Annotated in this window: 15 protein-coding genes; 3 read left to right on the plus strand and 12 right to left on the minus strand. The window is 63.2% G+C overall.

The annotated features are described in order from the left end of the window. Positions 1-219 precede the first annotated feature (219 nt). The 6 genes from OKW20_RS20525 to OKW20_RS20550 form a co-directional block, all read right to left on the minus strand. Complete coding sequence (locus OKW20_RS20525; RefSeq protein ID WP_429174763.1) at positions 220-1,101, minus strand: dihydrodipicolinate synthase family protein; 882 nt, start codon at positions 1,099-1,101, stop codon at positions 220-222. A 27-nt stretch (positions 1,102-1,128) separates the two neighbouring features. After that, positions 1,129-2,748 (minus strand): ABC transporter ATP-binding protein, encoded by a 1,620-nt coding sequence (locus OKW20_RS20530; RefSeq protein ID WP_429174765.1) that lies wholly within the window; start codon positions 2,746-2,748, stop codon positions 1,129-1,131. Beyond that, complete coding sequence (locus tag OKW20_RS20535) at positions 2,741-3,664, minus strand: ABC transporter permease (protein ID WP_043612372.1); 924 nt, start codon at positions 3,662-3,664, stop codon at positions 2,741-2,743. Before OKW20_RS20535 ends, OKW20_RS20530 begins: the two co-directional genes overlap by 8 nt. A gap of 10 nt (positions 3,665-3,674) precedes the next feature. After that, on the minus strand, positions 3,675-4,589 hold the full coding sequence (locus tag OKW20_RS20540; protein ID WP_034796335.1) for an ABC transporter permease: 915 nt from the start codon (positions 4,587-4,589) through the stop codon (positions 3,675-3,677). An 87-nt stretch (positions 4,590-4,676) separates the two neighbouring features. Then, positions 4,677-6,146 (minus strand): ABC transporter substrate-binding protein, encoded by a 1,470-nt coding sequence (locus OKW20_RS20545; protein WP_429175782.1) that lies wholly within the window; start codon positions 6,144-6,146, stop codon positions 4,677-4,679. A 56-nt stretch (positions 6,147-6,202) separates the two neighbouring features. Next, positions 6,203-7,072: a DMT family transporter gene (locus OKW20_RS20550; RefSeq protein WP_402324489.1), complete on the minus strand. Its 870-nt coding sequence runs from the start codon at positions 7,070-7,072 to the stop codon at positions 6,203-6,205. A 230-nt stretch (positions 7,073-7,302) separates the two neighbouring features. Between OKW20_RS20550 and OKW20_RS20555 the strand changes: the two genes are divergently transcribed. Genes OKW20_RS20555 through OKW20_RS20565 form a run of 3 tightly spaced genes read left to right on the plus strand, consistent with a single transcriptional unit; the run spans position 7,303 to position 10,575 of the window. Next, positions 7,303-8,499: a sialidase family protein gene (locus OKW20_RS20555; RefSeq protein WP_429174767.1), complete on the plus strand. Its 1,197-nt coding sequence runs from the start codon at positions 7,303-7,305 to the stop codon at positions 8,497-8,499. Then, positions 8,496-9,452, plus strand: coding sequence for a 4-hydroxythreonine-4-phosphate dehydrogenase PdxA (pdxA, locus tag OKW20_RS20560; protein WP_043612361.1), 957 nt, complete (start codon positions 8,496-8,498; stop codon positions 9,450-9,452). The genes OKW20_RS20555 and pdxA overlap by 4 nt, the downstream gene beginning before the upstream one ends. 4 nt (positions 9,453-9,456) lie before the next feature. Beyond that, positions 9,457-10,575, plus strand: coding sequence for an iron-containing alcohol dehydrogenase (locus tag OKW20_RS20565; protein ID WP_043612359.1), 1,119 nt, complete (start codon positions 9,457-9,459; stop codon positions 10,573-10,575). A gap of 59 nt (positions 10,576-10,634) precedes the next feature. Here the strand turns inward: OKW20_RS20565 and OKW20_RS20570 are convergent, their stop codons facing one another. The 6 genes from OKW20_RS20570 to OKW20_RS20595 form a co-directional block, all read right to left on the minus strand. Continuing rightward, positions 10,635-11,336 (minus strand): FadR/GntR family transcriptional regulator, encoded by a 702-nt coding sequence (locus tag OKW20_RS20570; RefSeq protein WP_043612357.1) that lies wholly within the window; start codon positions 11,334-11,336, stop codon positions 10,635-10,637. A 3-nt stretch (positions 11,337-11,339) separates the two neighbouring features. Next, positions 11,340-12,368 carry a four-carbon acid sugar kinase family protein gene (locus OKW20_RS20575; RefSeq protein WP_429174768.1) on the minus strand — a complete coding sequence of 343 codons (1,029 nt, stop codon included), beginning with the start codon at positions 12,366-12,368 and terminating at the stop codon, positions 11,340-11,342. A gap of 83 nt (positions 12,369-12,451) precedes the next feature. Next, a complete protein-coding gene (locus tag OKW20_RS20580) occupies positions 12,452-12,601 on the minus strand; it encodes a hypothetical protein (protein ID WP_429174769.1) in 150 nt (49 codons plus the stop codon). A gap of 190 nt (positions 12,602-12,791) precedes the next feature. Next, positions 12,792-14,972, minus strand: coding sequence for an OmpA family protein (locus OKW20_RS20585; RefSeq protein WP_429175785.1), 2,181 nt, complete (start codon positions 14,970-14,972; stop codon positions 12,792-12,794). 425 nt (positions 14,973-15,397) lie between these two features. Continuing rightward, complete coding sequence (locus OKW20_RS20590) at positions 15,398-15,835, minus strand: SRPBCC family protein (protein ID WP_043612350.1); 438 nt, start codon at positions 15,833-15,835, stop codon at positions 15,398-15,400. Positions 15,836-15,844: 9 nt separating this feature from the next. Next, positions 15,845-16,678, minus strand: coding sequence for a phosphoenolpyruvate hydrolase family protein (locus OKW20_RS20595; protein ID WP_113294759.1), 834 nt, complete (start codon positions 16,676-16,678; stop codon positions 15,845-15,847).

Below are 16,678 nucleotides of genomic sequence, written 5' to 3' on the forward strand. Positions count from 1 at the left end.
ACGGAGACGCCTCCGCAAAGCGGATGCGGAATCGACTCCAGGGGGCCGCCGATCGCGTGTGTGAGGCGACGGACATCACCCGAGAGGGCGCCGAGCCCGCATCCGTTGCATGAAACGATCACGCCGAGCGGCGACCGGCAAGGTGGCGCACCGACGTCGACGCGGCACGGGGAGGTGCCGCGTCCTGCGAATCAAATTCGCCTGTCTGTTGAAGAGCCGCTAGAGAAGGCGGTAGCGTTTCAGGATTTCGGCGATCTGTTCGTCTTGCTCCCTGTTGGGCAGAAGAGCTGGCTGGCGGCTTGCGCCGACGGATGCGTCCTGAAGGTAGAGCGCGCGCTTGACCATCGCCGGGGCAAAGCCGAGTGCATAGAGGTCGGTCCGAAAGGCGGCGAAGGTCGCCTGCTGCTTCTGCGCTTCGACGATCTCGCCGTCATTGAAGGCCTTCGAGATGCCTGCGAGCACATCCGGCATGGCGTTGCCGAGGCCCGAGATGCAGCCAGCCGCACCATTCTCCAACGCCCAGAGCACGAGATGGTCAGGGCCGGAATAGACTTCGAAACCGTCGACCTCCTTGGCGACCTGCAGATAGGCCTCCAACGTCTCCTTTGCGCCACCGGAATCCTTGATGCCGGCAATGTTGCCGTGGCCGGCAAGCGTGCGCGCCGTGTCGGGCTCGATATGGTTCTGCGTGCGGGCCGGGATATCGTAGAGATAGACGGGCGTCTTCACGGCGTCGGCGACGGTCGAGAAATGGCGGATAAGGCCATCCTGGGTGCAGGCGATGAAGAACGGCGTGATCACCGCAATGCCGTCGACGCCGATCCGGTCGAATTCTCGGGCGAGCTTTACCGTCTCGAAGGTGGCCGGCATGCCGGCATTGACGATCACCTTGACGCGACCGCCGACCTCGTCGACCACCTCTTCCGTCAGGCGCACCTTTTCCTCAAAGGTCAGCGCGGAGAAGTCGCCGTTGGTTCCGGCGCACATGATATTGTTGCCGGCTGCGACCTGGCGGCGGACCTGGGCGCGCGTCGCCTGGTAGTTGATGGTTTCGTCCTCGTTGAAGCAGGTTACGAGGGCGACGAAAGCTTGCTTGGTCATGCGGGTATTCCTTTGATTGAGCGCGCCTTAAGACGCGCGCTGAAGACGGGCGGCGCGATGAGCGGCCTGGACGTCGGGATCGGGGTCGAGGCCGGCGGCGAGCAGCGCGCGCGTGTAATCCTGTTGCGGCGTCTCGAACACCTCGCGCACCGTGCCGAGCTCGACGATGTTGCCCTTCTGCATGACCATGACGTGGTCGGCAAAGTCGCGCACCACCGGCAGGTCGTGGGCGATGAAGATGAAGGCAATGCCCATTTCCTTACGCAGCCGGTCGAGCAGCGCGATCACCTGCGCCTGCACCGAAACGTCAAGTGCCGAGACCGCCTCGTCGCAGATGATGAGCTGCGGCTCGAGTGCGAGTGCGCGGGCAATTGCGATACGCTGGCGCTGGCCGCCGGAGAACTGATGCGGGTAGCGGCCCATGTGCTCCGGGCCGAGACCGACCTGCACCAGAAGTTCGGCCACGTGCTCGCGCCACTTCGCCTTGGGCAGGATATCCGGATGGATGACCCAGGCCTCGGAAATGAGCTGGTAGACGGTCATGCGCGGATTGAGCGACTGCGTCGGGTCCTGGAACACCATCTGCAGGTCGCGGCGCAACTTGTAGAGTTCGGCAGGCGACATGGTGAAAAGATCGCGGCCCTTCCACAATGCACTGCCGCTATCCGGCTCGTCGAGACGCAGCAAGATACGCGCCAGCGTCGACTTGCCCGAGCCACTCTCGCCGACAACGGCCATGGTCTCGCCGGGCATGAGATCGAAGGACAGACCCTTCAGCGCCTCGAAGGAGCCATAACGCTTGCGCACGTCGCGAACGGAAAGGACAGGCTCGGCGCGGGCGGCCGGCGCATGCATCGCACCCTTGCCGGGGGCAGCGGCAATCAGCTTCTTGGTATAGGGATGCTGCGGGTTCTTGTAGACCTCGCGCACCGTGCCGGCTTCGACCAGGACGCCTTTTTCCATCACCACCACGCGATCGGCGATCTCTGCGACCACACCGAGGTCGTGGGTGATGATGAGGACCGCCATGCCGGTCTCCCGCTGCAACTCCTCGAGCAGGGCGAGGACCTCGGCCTGCACGGTGACGTCGAGCGCAGTCGTCGGCTCATCGGCGATCAGGAGGTCCGGTCGGAGCGCCAGTGCCATGGCGATCATGACGCGTTGGCGCTGGCCGCCGGAGAATTCGTGCGGATACTTTTCCAGCGAGCGCTCGGGGTCGGGGATACCAACCCGGGTCAACAGCCGCAACGCCTCGGACGCGGCTTTCGTCGCATCCGTTCCGTGGGTGGTCAGCGCCTCGCGGATCTGCCAGCCCACGGTATAGACCGGGTTGAGATGGCTCAACGGGTCCTGGAAGATCATCGCGATGCGGCGCCCGTTGACCTTGCGCCTTTCCTGCGCCGGCATTTTCAGAAGGTCGACGCCGTCGAGCAGGATCTCGCCCGAGCTGATACGCCCCGGTGGCATGTCGATCAGGTTCATGATCGCCGAGGAGGAGACCGACTTGCCGGATCCGCTCTCGCCGAGAATTGCGAGCGTCTCGCCACGGTCGAGATGGTAGGAGATGTTGCGGACCGCTTTCACGACGCCAACTGCGGTGTGGAACTCGACCGACAGGTCGCGGACTTCGAGGAGATGGTCAGCCATTCTTGCGACCTTTCATTTCGAGGCGCCAGCGCTGCACCGGATCGAGCGCGATGCGCAGCCAGTTCGACAAGAGGTTCAACGACATGGTGGTAAGGATGATCGCAAGGCCGGGCCAGAACGAAAGCCACCATGCGTTGGTGAGGTACTGGCGTCCCTGCGAGATCATCAGGCCCCAGGTGATTTCCGGCGGCTGGATGCCGATCCCGAGGAACGAAAGCGCGCTTTCGGCCAGCATCACATAGGCGAAGTCGAGGGTCGCAAGCGTCGTCAGCGTCGGCAGCACCACGGGCAGGATGTGGCGAAAGACGATGCGCTTGCTCGATGCGCCCATGACGCGCGCCGCCTGCACAAACATGCGTTCACGGATTTCCAGCACTTCGGCGCGTGTGGTTCTGAGGTAGACCGGGATGCGGGTGATTGCCAGCACCAGCATGAGGTTCAGGACCGACGAGCCGAGAATGTAGAGAACAATGACGGCGATCAGCAGCGACGGGAACGACATGATGACGTCGGCGAGCCGCATGATGATCTGATTGACGCGCGGTGAGGAGAAGCCGGCAACCAGGCCGAGGATGGTGCCGACGGTTGCCGAAAGCGCGACGGCACCGGCGGCCACCATCAGCGTATTCTGGGTGGCGACGATGATGCGGGCAAGCAGCGGCCGCCCGAGGGCATCGGCGCCCATCCACCAGACCCAACCACGCTCCCAGTCGAAGGGAACGGCGTTGCGGCCTCGAAGGTTCTGCTTGGTCGCGAGATCGCCGAGCCAGGTCGGCCCGATGATTGCGAGGATAAGAACGAAAAGCAGGAAGATCGCAGCGCAAAGCGCGAACTTGTCGGCAAGCAGCATGCGGAACATGCGGGTCGCAAAGCGCGGTTCTTCGGCGATGACGGGATCGGCGGTCTGCAGGGTCATGGTCCCCTCCTCAATGCCGGATGCGCGGATCGAGCAGCGCGTAAGCCAGATCGATCAGCAGGTTCATGAGGAAGATCGCCAGCGCCGTGACGAGGATGGCGGCAAGCACGACGTTGAAATCGCGCTGCAAGATGGAATCGATCATCAGCTTGCCGACGCCCGGAAAGCCGAAGATAGTTTCGACGATCACCGCGCCGTTCAGAAGGCTCGCGGCCTGGTCGCCGATGACGGTGATGACCGGCAGCATGGCGTTACGCAGCGCATGCACGAAGATGATCGGCCCGGATTTGACGCCCTTGGCGCGCGCCGTCTTCACATAGGCCGAAGAAAGCGCCCCGATCATCGAGCCGCGCACCACCTGCACGATGATGCCGAAAGGGCGGATGAACAGAACCGAGATCGGCAGGATCCAATGCAGCAGCGATCCCGTGCCTGACGTCGGCAGCCAGGCGAGGTTGACCGAAAAGACGACGATCGCGACGATGGCGATCCAGAAATCGGGAACGGAAGCGCCCACCAGCGAGATCAGGGAGGAGAGCCGATCGAAGAAGCCGCCGGCACGGAAGGCGGCAAGCGAGCCGACGACAATCGCAGCGCCGGCGACCAGCGTCATGGTGATGACGGCAAGCCAGAGCGTCCAGGTAAAGGCCTCCAGCACAACATCCAAGGCAGGGCGAGCCTTGCGCAGGGATTCGCCGAAGTCGCCGGTGACGACGTCGCCGACATAGCGTCCGAACTGCACCAGCATGGGATCGTTCAAGCCATGCAGCTCGCGGAATTGCGCCTTCATCTCTGCGGAGGCCTCGACCGGCAGGAACAAGGCGGCCGGATCACCCGTCAACCGCGACAGGAAGAAGACCATGACGAGCAGCCCGACGAGCGAGATCAGACTGGCCACGGCGCGTTTTCGAACGAATTTCAGCATGGCGCCCTCGAAGAAATCCGGCGGCGGGATCATCCCACCGCCTTGATTGCTGTTGTGACTGGCGAACCTTTCGTTCGCCAGGGCAGATTACTTGATCTTGATCTCCGAGAGCTGCAGGGTCCCGTTGGTCGCCATCGTCGGCTTGAAATCGAGCCGCTCGGATACGCGGGAGAAGCCTACCATGTGGAAGAGCAGGACGTCGGCAACCACATCGTCGTGCAGATAGGCGATCAGCTCCGACCAGAGCTTGGCGCGCTCGTCACCGACGGCAGCCGACGCACGCTTGATCAGGTCGTCGACCTTCGGATCGGAGAAGCCGGACTGGGTGCCTTCGGTTGCGTATTTGAAGAACATCGAGAACGACGGATCGCCCTTGGAATTGTCGTGCATGGCGGCAACGATCTGCGGGCCGCGGCCTTCCTTGAAGGGCTTTGAGTAGTACTGCTCGTGCTCGGCGACCTCGACGAATTTCAGCTCGACCTTGAAGCCCACTTCCTCAAGCTGCGCCTGAATGGCTTCCATGATCTCGGTCACGTTCGGAAAGTTTGCCGAACGGGCGATGATGGTGATGGGTGTGTCGACCTTGACGCCATCGGCCTTGGCTTCCTCAAGCAGCTTCTTGGCGCCTTCCGGATCGTAGGGGAAGACCTTGACGTCGGGGTTCCAGCCAAGCGTCGGCGGCGGCACGATCGCGGTGGCAAGCAGCACGCTTTCGGGAACCAGGGTGCCGAGGAAGGCCTGACGGTCGATGGCGATGTTGAGCGCACGGCGGACACGAACGTCGTTCAGCGGCTCTATGTTGTGATCGATGCGCAGGTAGACGGTTTCGCTGTCGAGGTAGGAAAAGTCCGTTGCCGGATTTGTGGCGTCGAGCTGCGAGATCGACGGCGAAAGGTCGGCTTCACCGGTCTGCACCATGGCCGCGCGCACCGACGGGTCGGCGCGGAACAGATAGGTGGCTTCCGTCACTTCCGGCTTTGCGCCCCAATAGTCGTCACGGCTGGTCAGCACGATCTGCTGGCCCGGGGTCCAGTTGGTCAGCTTGTACGGACCGGTGCCGACCGGTTCGCGCACGAATTCAAGCGGGGTTTCCTCCGGCACGATGGTGACGAGAGACATCAGCAGCGGCAGGATCGGCTGAACCGGATCGGCCTTGAAATCGATCGTGTAGTCGTCGACGACCGTCGGGGTCACCGTGATGCCGCCGAAATAACGGCGCGATTCACAGGTGTTCTTGTCGCTCATGATGCGATCGAAGCTGTGCTTGACGTCCTTGGCGTCAAAGGTCGTGCCGTCGGAGAACTTGACGCCCTTGCGCAGGTGAAAGCGCCAGCTGCTGTCTTCGTTCTGCTCCCATTTTTCGGCCAGGCGCGGCATGACGCCCTTGTCGCCGCGAACGTCGAGTTCGGTCAGCGTTTCGCTGACGTTCTGCATGATGACGCGGCCGATGTTCGAGCGCGTCGCCATGCAGGGTTCGAGCAGGTCGGCCTCCTCGGCCAGCACGATCTTGATGGGGCCAGACCCCGCGAATGCGGGCGACAGGGCCGAACTCAACATGAGCGCACTCAAGACGAATAGTTTCTTCACGGCATTTCCTCCCTAGTGAAATTCGTTCAGCTGGATGTTGCTTTTCCGGATCGCGCGGCGATCAGCGCCGCACAACCGATGAGCCCGCCGCCGCAAAGCGTGGTGAGGGCGATGTCTTCACCAAAAAGCGCGAAGCCGCCGAGCGCCACGAGCGGCAGGCGCAAGAAATCGACCGGCGCGACGATCGTGGCGGGCGCGAGCGAAAAGGCATGGGTCATCATGCCCATGCAGGCCGTTCCGACGACGCCCTGCAGCGCCAGAAGCGTCATCTCCCTCGTCCCCGGCATGGTCCAGAACGGCAGAGCGAAGAGAAGCGCGATCGGAACGGTTAAAAGGAGGTTCCAGACGACCAGCGTCGCGGTCTTGTCGCCCTTCGACATGGACTTCAGGATCAGCTGGATGGTCGACTGGAGCACCGCGCCGGTGAGCGCGAGAAGGATGGCGAGACTGAAGCCGGTTCCCGAGGGGCCGATGATCAGCATCGCGCCGCCAAAACCGAGCACCACCGCACCGATCATAGCCGGACCAGGCCTTTCGCCCAGCGCCAGTGCGGCTCCGAGCAAGAGGAAGATCGGCGAGGTGAAGGCGATGGCCGTCACGTCGGCAAGCGGTCCCCAGCTGAATGCAGCGAAAAAGGCGACCATGGCGAGCAGCTTGAAGCCGGCACGGACCGCATGCTGACGCAAGGGGTGGCTCGACCTCAAGACCGACGGGCGCAGGGCAATCCAGGGCAGAAGGATGACCGCACCGAAGAAGGCGCGGAAGAAGCCAATGACGAAGGGGTGCACGGCGCCGTTCAGCGCCCGCACGATCACCGCGTCGGTGGCAGCAAGGATCGCTGCGCCGACCGCGAACATGACCGCCATCTTAGCCCCCTTCGGGCTGGCTTCCGGCATAAGACCTCCTCCCGGCATCCTCTTGCCGGCTTGCCCAGACCATCCACCTTTCACCAAAGTTTGTCAAATTAATTCGCGATGTAAATTTTATTATGAAGACGTCGCAAAAAATAAAAACATAAAATCAATATGTTAATAAAGACAAGAAGAGAATTAATGCCGTTTTGTAACTTTATCAAACTTGACAACTTTGAAAATTGAGCGATTTTCGAGGCAGACAGGAGGAACTCATGGACCCTGAAGAAATCGCCCGCAGCATGAACGGCCTGCTTCAAACCGTGGCGCCCGAGCGCATGGAAGCGCTGTTGCCGTCGCCGATGATCCAGAACCATGCTGCCTTCCTGCACCTGCTTTCAGACGGCGCGCTGGCCTGCGCCTGGTTCGGCGGCACGCTTGAGGGCAAGTCCGACATTTCCATCTTTGCCTCGGTGCTGCCGAAGGGCGCGACGCAATGGGGACCGCCACAGCGCCTGAGCTTCGATGCCGCGCATTCTGAACAAAACCCGGTTCTCTTCACCGCATCCGACGGCAGGCTGTGGCTCTTTCACACCTCCCAACCCTCCGGCAATCAGGATGAGTGCCGGATCCGGATGGCTGAGATTCACCGCGATCCCTCCGACCCGTTGGCACTGACAACCAGCGAAGGCCGCTATCTGGACCTTCCCCGTGGCTGCTTCATCCGCGCGCCGCTCGTGGTGCGCGGTGACGGCGCGTGGCTGCTGCCGATCTTTCGCTGCGTTCAGCGCCCCGGGCAGAAGTGGAACGGCAGCCATGATACGGCAGCCGTCGGCATTTCCCTCGACCAGGGCGCGACGTGGCAGCTGAAAGAACTGGATCAGTCCATTGGCTGCGTGCACATGTCGCCGGTGTCGCTCGGCGAAGGCCATCTTGCCGCCTTCTTCCGCCGGCGGCAGGCCGACTGGGTCTACAGGACCGAGAGCCTCGATGACGGCCACTCCTGGTCGGCGCCGGGGGCGAGCGACGTCCCGAACAACAATTCCTCGATCGCCGCTCTGTGCCTGAGTGACGGCAGGATCGCGATGATCTGCAATCCCGTCAGCGCGGCCGACACCGACGAGCGACGCGCCTCGCTCTATGACGAGCTCGGCGAGGACGACAACCGCCCGGACGCCGACCCCACGGGCGGCTGCGTGCCGATCTGGGGTGTCCGGCGCGCGCCAGTCTCTCTCTGCCTCTCTGAAGATGGCGGCAAGACCTTTCCCGTGCGCCTGCTGATCGAGGACGGCCCCGGCACCTGCCTCTCCAACGACTCGACCGACGGCCGCAACAAGGAGATGTCCTATCCCTGGCTGCTCGAAGGGCCGGACGGAACCATGCACCTTGCCTACACCTACCACCGGCGCGCCATCAAATATGTCCGCCTGGCCCCCGGCTGGGACCACGCCGACCAACGGAGACCTTCATGAGCAACATCATCGGCATAACCATGGGCGACCCGTGCGGCGTCGGCCCCGAGATTTCGGTGCGCGCGCTGGCCGACATGTCACAGCAGGAGCGCGACACGGTCCGGATCTACGGCAATCTCGCCACACTCGAAGCGGCCCGGACCGCTCTCGGCCTTGAGGTCGATCTCGCTGGACATGTCGTCGATCTGCCGATCGAGGGGGCTCCGCTTGCCTGGGGACAGCTGAGCCCCGTCGCCGGCGACGCGGCCTTTCGCTTCATCGAAAAGGCGGTGCGCGATGCTGAAGCCGGTGTGATCGGCTGCATTGTCACGGCGCCCATCAACAAGGAAGCGCTGAACCTTGCCGGTCATCACTATGACGGCCACACAGGAATGCTGCGCAGCCTCACCGGCTCCAAGGCCGCTTACATGCTGCTTGCCTCCGAACGCCTCAAGGTCATCCACGTTTCTACCCACGTGGCGTTGCAGGAGGCGATCCGGCGCTCGACGACCGAACGGGTGCTCGCCACCATCCGCGCCGGCGACGCTCACTTGAAACGCATCGGTTATGCGGCACCCAAAATCGCGGTCGCCGGCATCAATCCCCATTGCGGCGAAAACGGCCTGTTCGGCACCGAGGATGACGACCAGATCGCGCCGGCCGTTGCAGCAGCACGTGCGGAAGGCATCGATGCCTATGGACCGATTTCCGCAGATACGGTGTTCCATCGCGCCTATTCGGGCGCCTTCGACCTCGTGGTCGCGCAGTATCACGACCAGGGGCACATCCCCGTAAAGCTCGTCGCCTTCGACACCGCCGTAAACGTCTCGGTGGACCTGCCGATCGACCGAACCTCGGTCGATCACGGCACGGCGTTCGACATCGCCGGCAAGGGGATCGCCAACCACGGCAACATGAATTCTGCCATCGCCTATGCCCGCAAGCTGGTGGCAGGCGACGCCAAGCGAGGATGACACCATGACCATCGCTCCCATCACCCTTCATCAGCCGCGCCGCCTCGCCGTCGGCGCCGGCACGATCGCAGAGGTCGGCGCCTGGGCGGCCGATGCCCGTTCAGTGCTCGTCATCGCCACGCCGATCACCGCCGGTTTCGTCGATCGCCTGAAGCTTTCCGGCCGCGTCACGGTGTTCGACGCCATCCCGGGCGAACCCGATGTCGACACACTCGATGCCGCACTCGACTTCGCGCGCCAAAACAAGCCGGACCTCATCGTCGGCCTTGGGGGCGGATCGGTGCTCGACGTGGCCAAGCTGGTTGCCGTGCTCTGGGACTCCAAGCAGACGCTTGCCGATGTTGCCGGACCGAACCGGGTTCTCGGCCGCAACACCCGCCTTGCCCAGGTCGCCACGACCGCCGGCACAGGCTCGGAGGCCGGTATCCGCTCGCTGATCACCGATCCCGCGAAGGGAAACAAGATCGCGGTCGAAAGCCCGCACATGATTGCCGACGTCGCCGTTCTCGATCCGGAGCTCACCTATTCCGTGCCGTCAGCGGTCACCGCCGCCACCGGCGTCGACGCCATGGCCCATTGCGTGGAAGCCTTCACCAATCGCCGCGCCCATCCGATGATCGATGGCTTTGCCCGCATGGGCTTCAAGCTCGTCGGCAAATATCTCGCTCGCGCCGTCCGGGATGGATCAGATACCGAGGCGCGAGAAGGGATGATGCTTGCCTCCTACTACGGCGGCATCTGCCTTGGCCCGGTCAACACCGCCGCTGGCCATGCCATCGCCTATCCGCTCGGCACGCGGCTTCGCCTGCCCCATGGCCTGGCAAACGCCATCATCTTTCCGCATGTGCTCGCCTTCAACCAACCAGTTGCGGCGGGCAAGACGGCGGAAGTCGCAACGGCGCTGGGTCTTGGCGAAAATCTCTCCTCCCGGGAGCTCCTGGGCGCTGCCCGTGGCTTCTGCCGTGACCTCGGCATCGAGATGTCGCTTGCCGCTCACGGCGCAAATGCCGACGATTTGCCACTCTATGCAAGCGAGGCCCATGCCAACCGAAGGCTGATGGACAACAACCCGAGCGACATGAGCGTGGAGGACGTGCTTGCCGTCTACAAGGCAGCCTTCTGAGCAATAGACCAATGCAAAAAACAAAACCCCGGCGGCTGCCGGGGTTTTTGCTTTGTCGACTATTTGGTCGCCTGGAACAGACGTTCGCGGGATCCGGCAAGGTGGTCATGCATGAGTTGCCTCGCCTTTGCGCCTTCACGCGCGGCAATCGCTTCCGCGATCGCTTCGTGCTCACCGAACACGCGCGTCAGCCCGGTCGTCTCCCGTTTGACCGAGGCGCCATGAAACCGCATGCCGACGGCGATGTGGTCCTTGAGCGCTTCCATCGCCGTAAAGAAATAGCTGTTCTGCGCGGCGCGCGCGATCGCAAGATGGAACTGGAAATCGGCATCCTCTCGGTGCGATTGCCGGTTGGTGGCGTCCCGCATCAGTTCCAGCGCCTGGCGAATGGCGGCCAAGCCGGCCGCGTCGTGACGCTCCGCGGCGGCGGCGGCCGCCGCCGGCTCGACCGTCAGGCGGAACTCGTAGCAGTTCAGGAGATCGGCAACGTTCTCAAGCTGTCCGAAGCCCAGCGGCTCACGCATGCCGACGGCACGAACGAAGCTGCCGGCACCGCGGCGCGAATAGATGAAGCCCTGCTCGCGCAGTCGGCGCAGCGCTTCGCGAATGATCGGACGCGAAACCTCGAACTCGCTTGCCAGCTCGTGCTCGGTCGGCAAGCGCTCGTCCGGCTTGTAGGCGCCGGACTTGATCGCACGGTGCATGCGCTCAAAGACGAGATCGCCGAGGCTCTTGCGTGCTGTTCCGTTCTCCAGTCCCATCCGTCATCCCATCTTGCGGAGGACAGCCTCCGCGATTTCCTTAAGCGTGCCCGGCGCACCGAATCCGCCAGACTTGGCGATGATGCAACGTCCGTCGACCTCAGCCAAGCCCAGGCCGGGCAGGCATTCGCCGAGCAGACGAAAACGCTGGATGCCCATCTTCTTCAATACCGCCTCCGCGGTTGCGCCGCCGGACAGAAGCAGGGTGCCCGCCCGTTCGACAAGGCCCGGACAAACGCTTTCGGCCAGCGCCTCGGAAACGGCCTCCGGCGTCACCTCCCCGTCGCCCGGCACCGCCTGAACAAGCGTGATTGCGCCGCCGCTATCGTCTGCGACCGAAAGCCGGCCGTTGGGCGCGGGCAAATAGGATAGGGCAAGGCCGTCGCGAAGCGTGTCGATCTGGGCAAGGGTAATCGGATCACGAGACCCGATGACAAACAAGGCCGGGCCGGCCGACACCTCGGCAGCCCGCGCTTGTTGACCGCCACTCATCCTTTCGGCAAGCGCCTCGGCCAGACCACGCGCACCAATCAGCAGATCCGCGCCGCTTCTTTCCGCATCCTGAAGTAAGGCGCGCATTTCGGCCTCGGTGGAGACGTCCGGGATCACGGCCTTGGTCGCATGCGGGCCGAGCTTCTCGGCAATCGAAATGGGCGTATCGACCCCGAAGCCTTGTACGCTGCCGGACATGACGATCCGACCGAAGACTGGAATGGCGGGCGCCATGAGCGCTGACCCGAAAGTCATCGCGTCGAGTTCGGCAACGATGTTGCCCTTAAGACGGGAGTCGACCTTCTTGAAGATGCGCGAACCGGAAGGCAGCGCGGCGAGCGTGGCAGCGGTTCGTTGCCTGGCCAATGCGGGGCTGAGCTCTCGCGATCCGAGATTGACCGAAACCACGTCCGGCCCCGTTTTCAGGACATCATCAATCGCCTCGGGTGCCAAAGCGACTTCGACATAAAAGCCCCTCGCGGCAAAGGGCGCTGCGGCATCCAGAGCGCCGGTCAGATCATCAGCGACAATGACGAGCATCTCAAAATCCAGACGATTTGTTGTTATCTTTAAATGTCCAGTTTATGTTGAAATGTCAATATTTTTTGGAATGAAATTACAAATCATGCATTCTCGCCCACGGCGGGAGCGAGGCACCTGTTTTCGTCCTCGGGCTCCCGCGCGCCGATCGTCAGGAAGCGCGCGCCATAGCCTGCCAACAGCAGACTGTCCGCCGCAAGGCCGGAAATCTCGCCCAGGAGGGGCTGCAGCAATTTTCTCTTCGAAGAGGAAAAGGAACGGTCGAACAGGCGGCGCCTCGATGCCCGTTCCTCAGACGTTTTCACCAGTCGCACGGCTAAGCGTGCCACGCAGGATGACCGTCAGGTTCGCCACATCATCGGGCCGAGCGATATTGAGCCTCCCTGCGCCGACGCGAGCGCCGTTGGCTGGATGTCGCGCGCACTATCGCTGCGCGACCGGGCGCACCAGTGGCGTCACGCGGCGGATGGTCACCCGGCGGTTCTCTTCCTCTGGCTCCTGCGTGCCGATCTTCAGGAAGCGCTCGCCATAGCCTTGCGTCACCAGGTTTTCCGCCGGGATGCCGTAGACTTCCGTCAGGAGAACCGCAACGGATTCGGCGCGCTCGTCGGAGAGAACGAGGTTAGACCGGTCAGAACCGACAGCGTCCGTGTGCCCTTCGATGAAAAAGGTTTCGCCGGGATCCTTGCCGAGCACTTTCTGCATGGCGTCCGCGACCGTTCGCAGCGTCTTTGCCTGTGACATCGACACTTCGGCGCTCCCCGTGTCGAAGTGGATCGTGTCGAGATCGATGCGCCGGACCTTGTCACGGAGGCGGGCCGAATTGCGGACCTCGTCGATCGTATAGACGCGCTCCACGCGCTCGACCGGCGGTTCGGACAGGAACGCGTAGTAATCCCGATCCGGTTCCTGCGAATAGTCGACGACGTAGTCGTCGACCGGGATCGTCAGGCGCATCGGCGGCAGGTCATAACCGACGTCAACGATCGCCGGGCGCCGTTCGTCCTGGTAGTCCGGCGCGTACATCAGCACATATTCGTTGCCGTCGCCGTCGACACGCGAGCGCTGCAAGACGTCACCATAGCGGTCATAGACGGTGACGATCCGGTAGCCTCCCGGGCGCACGATCGTTTCACGCACGCGGCCGCGCGGAAGTTCGTCATAGTACGCTTCCTGAGCATCGTGGCGCAGGCGCGGGCGATCGTCGCCTCGCACGAAGATCTGGTCGCCAACGCCAAGGACGACACGGTCGTCGAGCCTCTCGACCACGTGCACCTCGTTCACATCCTTGTTCCTGGTGTTGTTGACGGTCCTGTTGTTGATCACCGTATTGTTGATGACGGTGTTGTTGATGATGTTCGTCGTGTCCGGAACCGCAAAGGCAGGCGCCGCTTCGACGCGCCGCCCCTCCTCCTTGATCGCCGCCTCGATCCTCTGCGGGGCCGCCTGCCGAACCTCGGCCGGGATTTCGGCCTGGGCGGCGGCGTCATCCGTCGGCGGCGCTACGGCCTTTTGCTCGGTGCGCAGCTCTTCACGCTGCTTGCGCCGAGCCTCGCGCGCCCGGTCGCCACCCGACTTGTCGGCATCCTTGTCGCTGTCGAGCACGGCGGCACCGTTATCGACCGGAAGTACGACGGTTTCGTCGGTCGCCGCCGGGTCCTCAGCGATCTTGCGCTTCTCAGCCTTCGTGCGCTTGTCGACGACAACAGGTGCAGGCTTGCCCTGAGGCTCCTCACCCTGACGTTGCTCGGCAGTCGCGGGCTGTTTAGACCCTGGAACCGGCTGCTTGTCACTCTCGCCGGTCTGTAGCGCCGGCTGTTCCGTGGACGGTGCGGCACGCTGTTCGGGCGCCTTCTGCTCGTCCGGCCGCTGACCTTCAGCTTGCTGCTTGCGTTTCTTGGGCACTGGGACCTGCTCCTCCCCAGTGTCCTGCGGAGTGCTCTCCTCCATGGCAGGCTGCTGTCCTTCCACTTGCTGCTTGCGCTTCTTGCGTTCAGGCGCCTGTTGCTCCTCAGCCTGCCGCGGCGCCACTTCCTCGGCGCCAGGCTGCTGCTCTTTGGCCTGTTGCTTCCGCTTCTTGCGCTCAGGTGCCTGCTGTTCCTCGGCCTGCCGCGGAGCGCCTTCCTCCATGGCGGGTTGCTGTTCTTCGGCCTGCTGCTTGCGCTTCTTTCGCTCGGGCGCCCGTTGCTCCTCGGCCTGCCGCGGTGTCACGTCCTCGGCGCCAGGCTGCTGCTCTTCGACCTGTTGCTTTCGCTTCTTGCGTTCAGGCGCCTGTTGTCGATCCGCCTGTCGCGGTGCGCTTTCCTCGGCGCCGGGCTGCTGTTCTTCAGCCTGTTGCTTGCGCTTCTTGCGAGATGGCTCTTCCGTCTGGCGCTGCGGCTCCTCGGCCTGCGGTTGCTGCTGTTCTGCCTGCCCTTCCTCGTCGGCCTGCTGCTTCTTGCGCTTCTTGAGCAGCAGCAAGTCCTCGGGCGACTGCTGATCGACCCCTTCCTGCGCGACCTGGAACGGCGCCCTCAGGCTCTCGGCCAGCGCCGGCTGAATCACGAGTGATGCGGCGAAGACTGGAAGGGCGACCGTTGCGAAAAGTTTGGAAGGAATCGACATGACTTTCACTCCTCTTACTGGGAGGCCCCGGCGCCCGTCGGCGCCGTACGAACGGCGCGCGTTACGTGGCAGCACAAGAGGGGCCATCACCCACGCCTTCGACTTTTGTGTTCGTCAAAGGCTAGTCCCAACGCAGCAGCGCGCGAACGGTTCCGCGCGATAGACCCGTTGCGAAACTGCTGACTGCAGGTTCGGGCGGTCATTCCCAGGGATCGAAGAGGCAAAAGTGAGGCGTTGTCGGCCGGGTGTGCGGGCGGCTGTCACCGATCATGCAGGCGGAGGTCGTGGCGATCCGCTTGAGTTGCCGCCCACCCAGAATATCATCGGGTCGGCCGTGATGTTACGCGCCGTCGTCCGGTGGCTGTTACAGGCGCTGGCATTCGGCGGGTGGCGAAACGTTCGCGCCACCCGCCAAACGAACATGTCTACCCGGCGAGCTTCGCCCGGAGCGCCGACCAGCCGGCTGCAAAGACATGCGTAGAGATGATCTCCACGTACTTTCCGGCATCCTCCGGTGCCTCGTCGAAAACGGCGGTCCATTCGACAAAGGTGCGATTGCCGTCGGTGATCGGAAGCAGCCTGATCCCCGCAACATAGTTCGTCACCGGAAAGGCCGGTTTCACGAAGCTGTAGGAGAGCGAATGCTCGCTATCGCTGAGGGCAAGGAGCTGCTCGCGAACATGGGCTCCATCCTGAAGATAGAAGGAGCGCACGCAACCGACTTCGGCGCTGCCTCGTCCCTCTTCGATTTCACTGCTGGCGATGGCAGGGTGCCAGGTTGCCAGGCCGTTGAAGTCGCGAACGATCTTCCAGACGGTCTCAATCGGCGCATCGATCACCGCGCTTGCATAAGCCTTTGCCACATTTCCCTCCTACTGCTGGATGACAAGTTTCTTGAAGGCCTGCGTCTGGGCGACGAGGGCCTTTTCGACCGGAAGACGCTCCATGCTGGATGCGCCATAAAACCCGTGGCAACCCGGGCACCGCTCGAGGATGTAGCGGGCATCCTCCGGCTCGGCGATCGGGCCGCCATGGCAAAGAACGATGATGTCGGGATTGACGCTTCGGGCCGCAGCCGCGATCGCGTTGACCTCATCGACACAGGCCTCAAGCGTCAGCGCGGTGTCAGCGCCAATCGCGCCGCCGGTCGTCAGCCCCATATGGGCGACGACGATGTCTGCCCCCGCCTCCGTCATGGCCCGGGCATCGTTGGCCGAAAACACATAGGGCGTGGTCAGCATGTCTTTGCTGCGCGCCAGGCGAACGAGGTCGACCTCCAGTGCGTAACCCATCCCCGTCTCTTCGAGATTGGCCCGGAAGGTGCCGTCGATGAGACCCACGGTCGGAAAATTCTGAATGCCGGCGAAACCGACGGCCTTCAGCTGGTCTAGGAAGAAATCGAAGTTGCAGAACGGATCCGTGCCGTTCACGCCGGCAAGAACCGGCGTGTGCTTGACCACGGGCAGCACCTCGCGTGCCATGTCGAGCACGATCTCGTTGGCGTTGCCATAGGCAAGGAGGCCGGCAAGCGACCCTCGTCCGGCCATGCGATAGCGGCCGGAGTTGTAGATGACGATGAGGTCGATGCCGCCGGCTTCCTCGCATTTGGCCGAAAGGCCGGTGCCAGCGCCGCCGCCGATGATCGGGATCTTCGCTTTGATCTGCTGGCGAAATTTGTCCAGCAACTGGCGTCTTTCAAACTTCAT

Source organism: Ensifer sp. LBL (assembly GCF_050435225.1).
Classification (GTDB): Bacteria; Pseudomonadota; Alphaproteobacteria; order Rhizobiales; family Rhizobiaceae; genus Ensifer.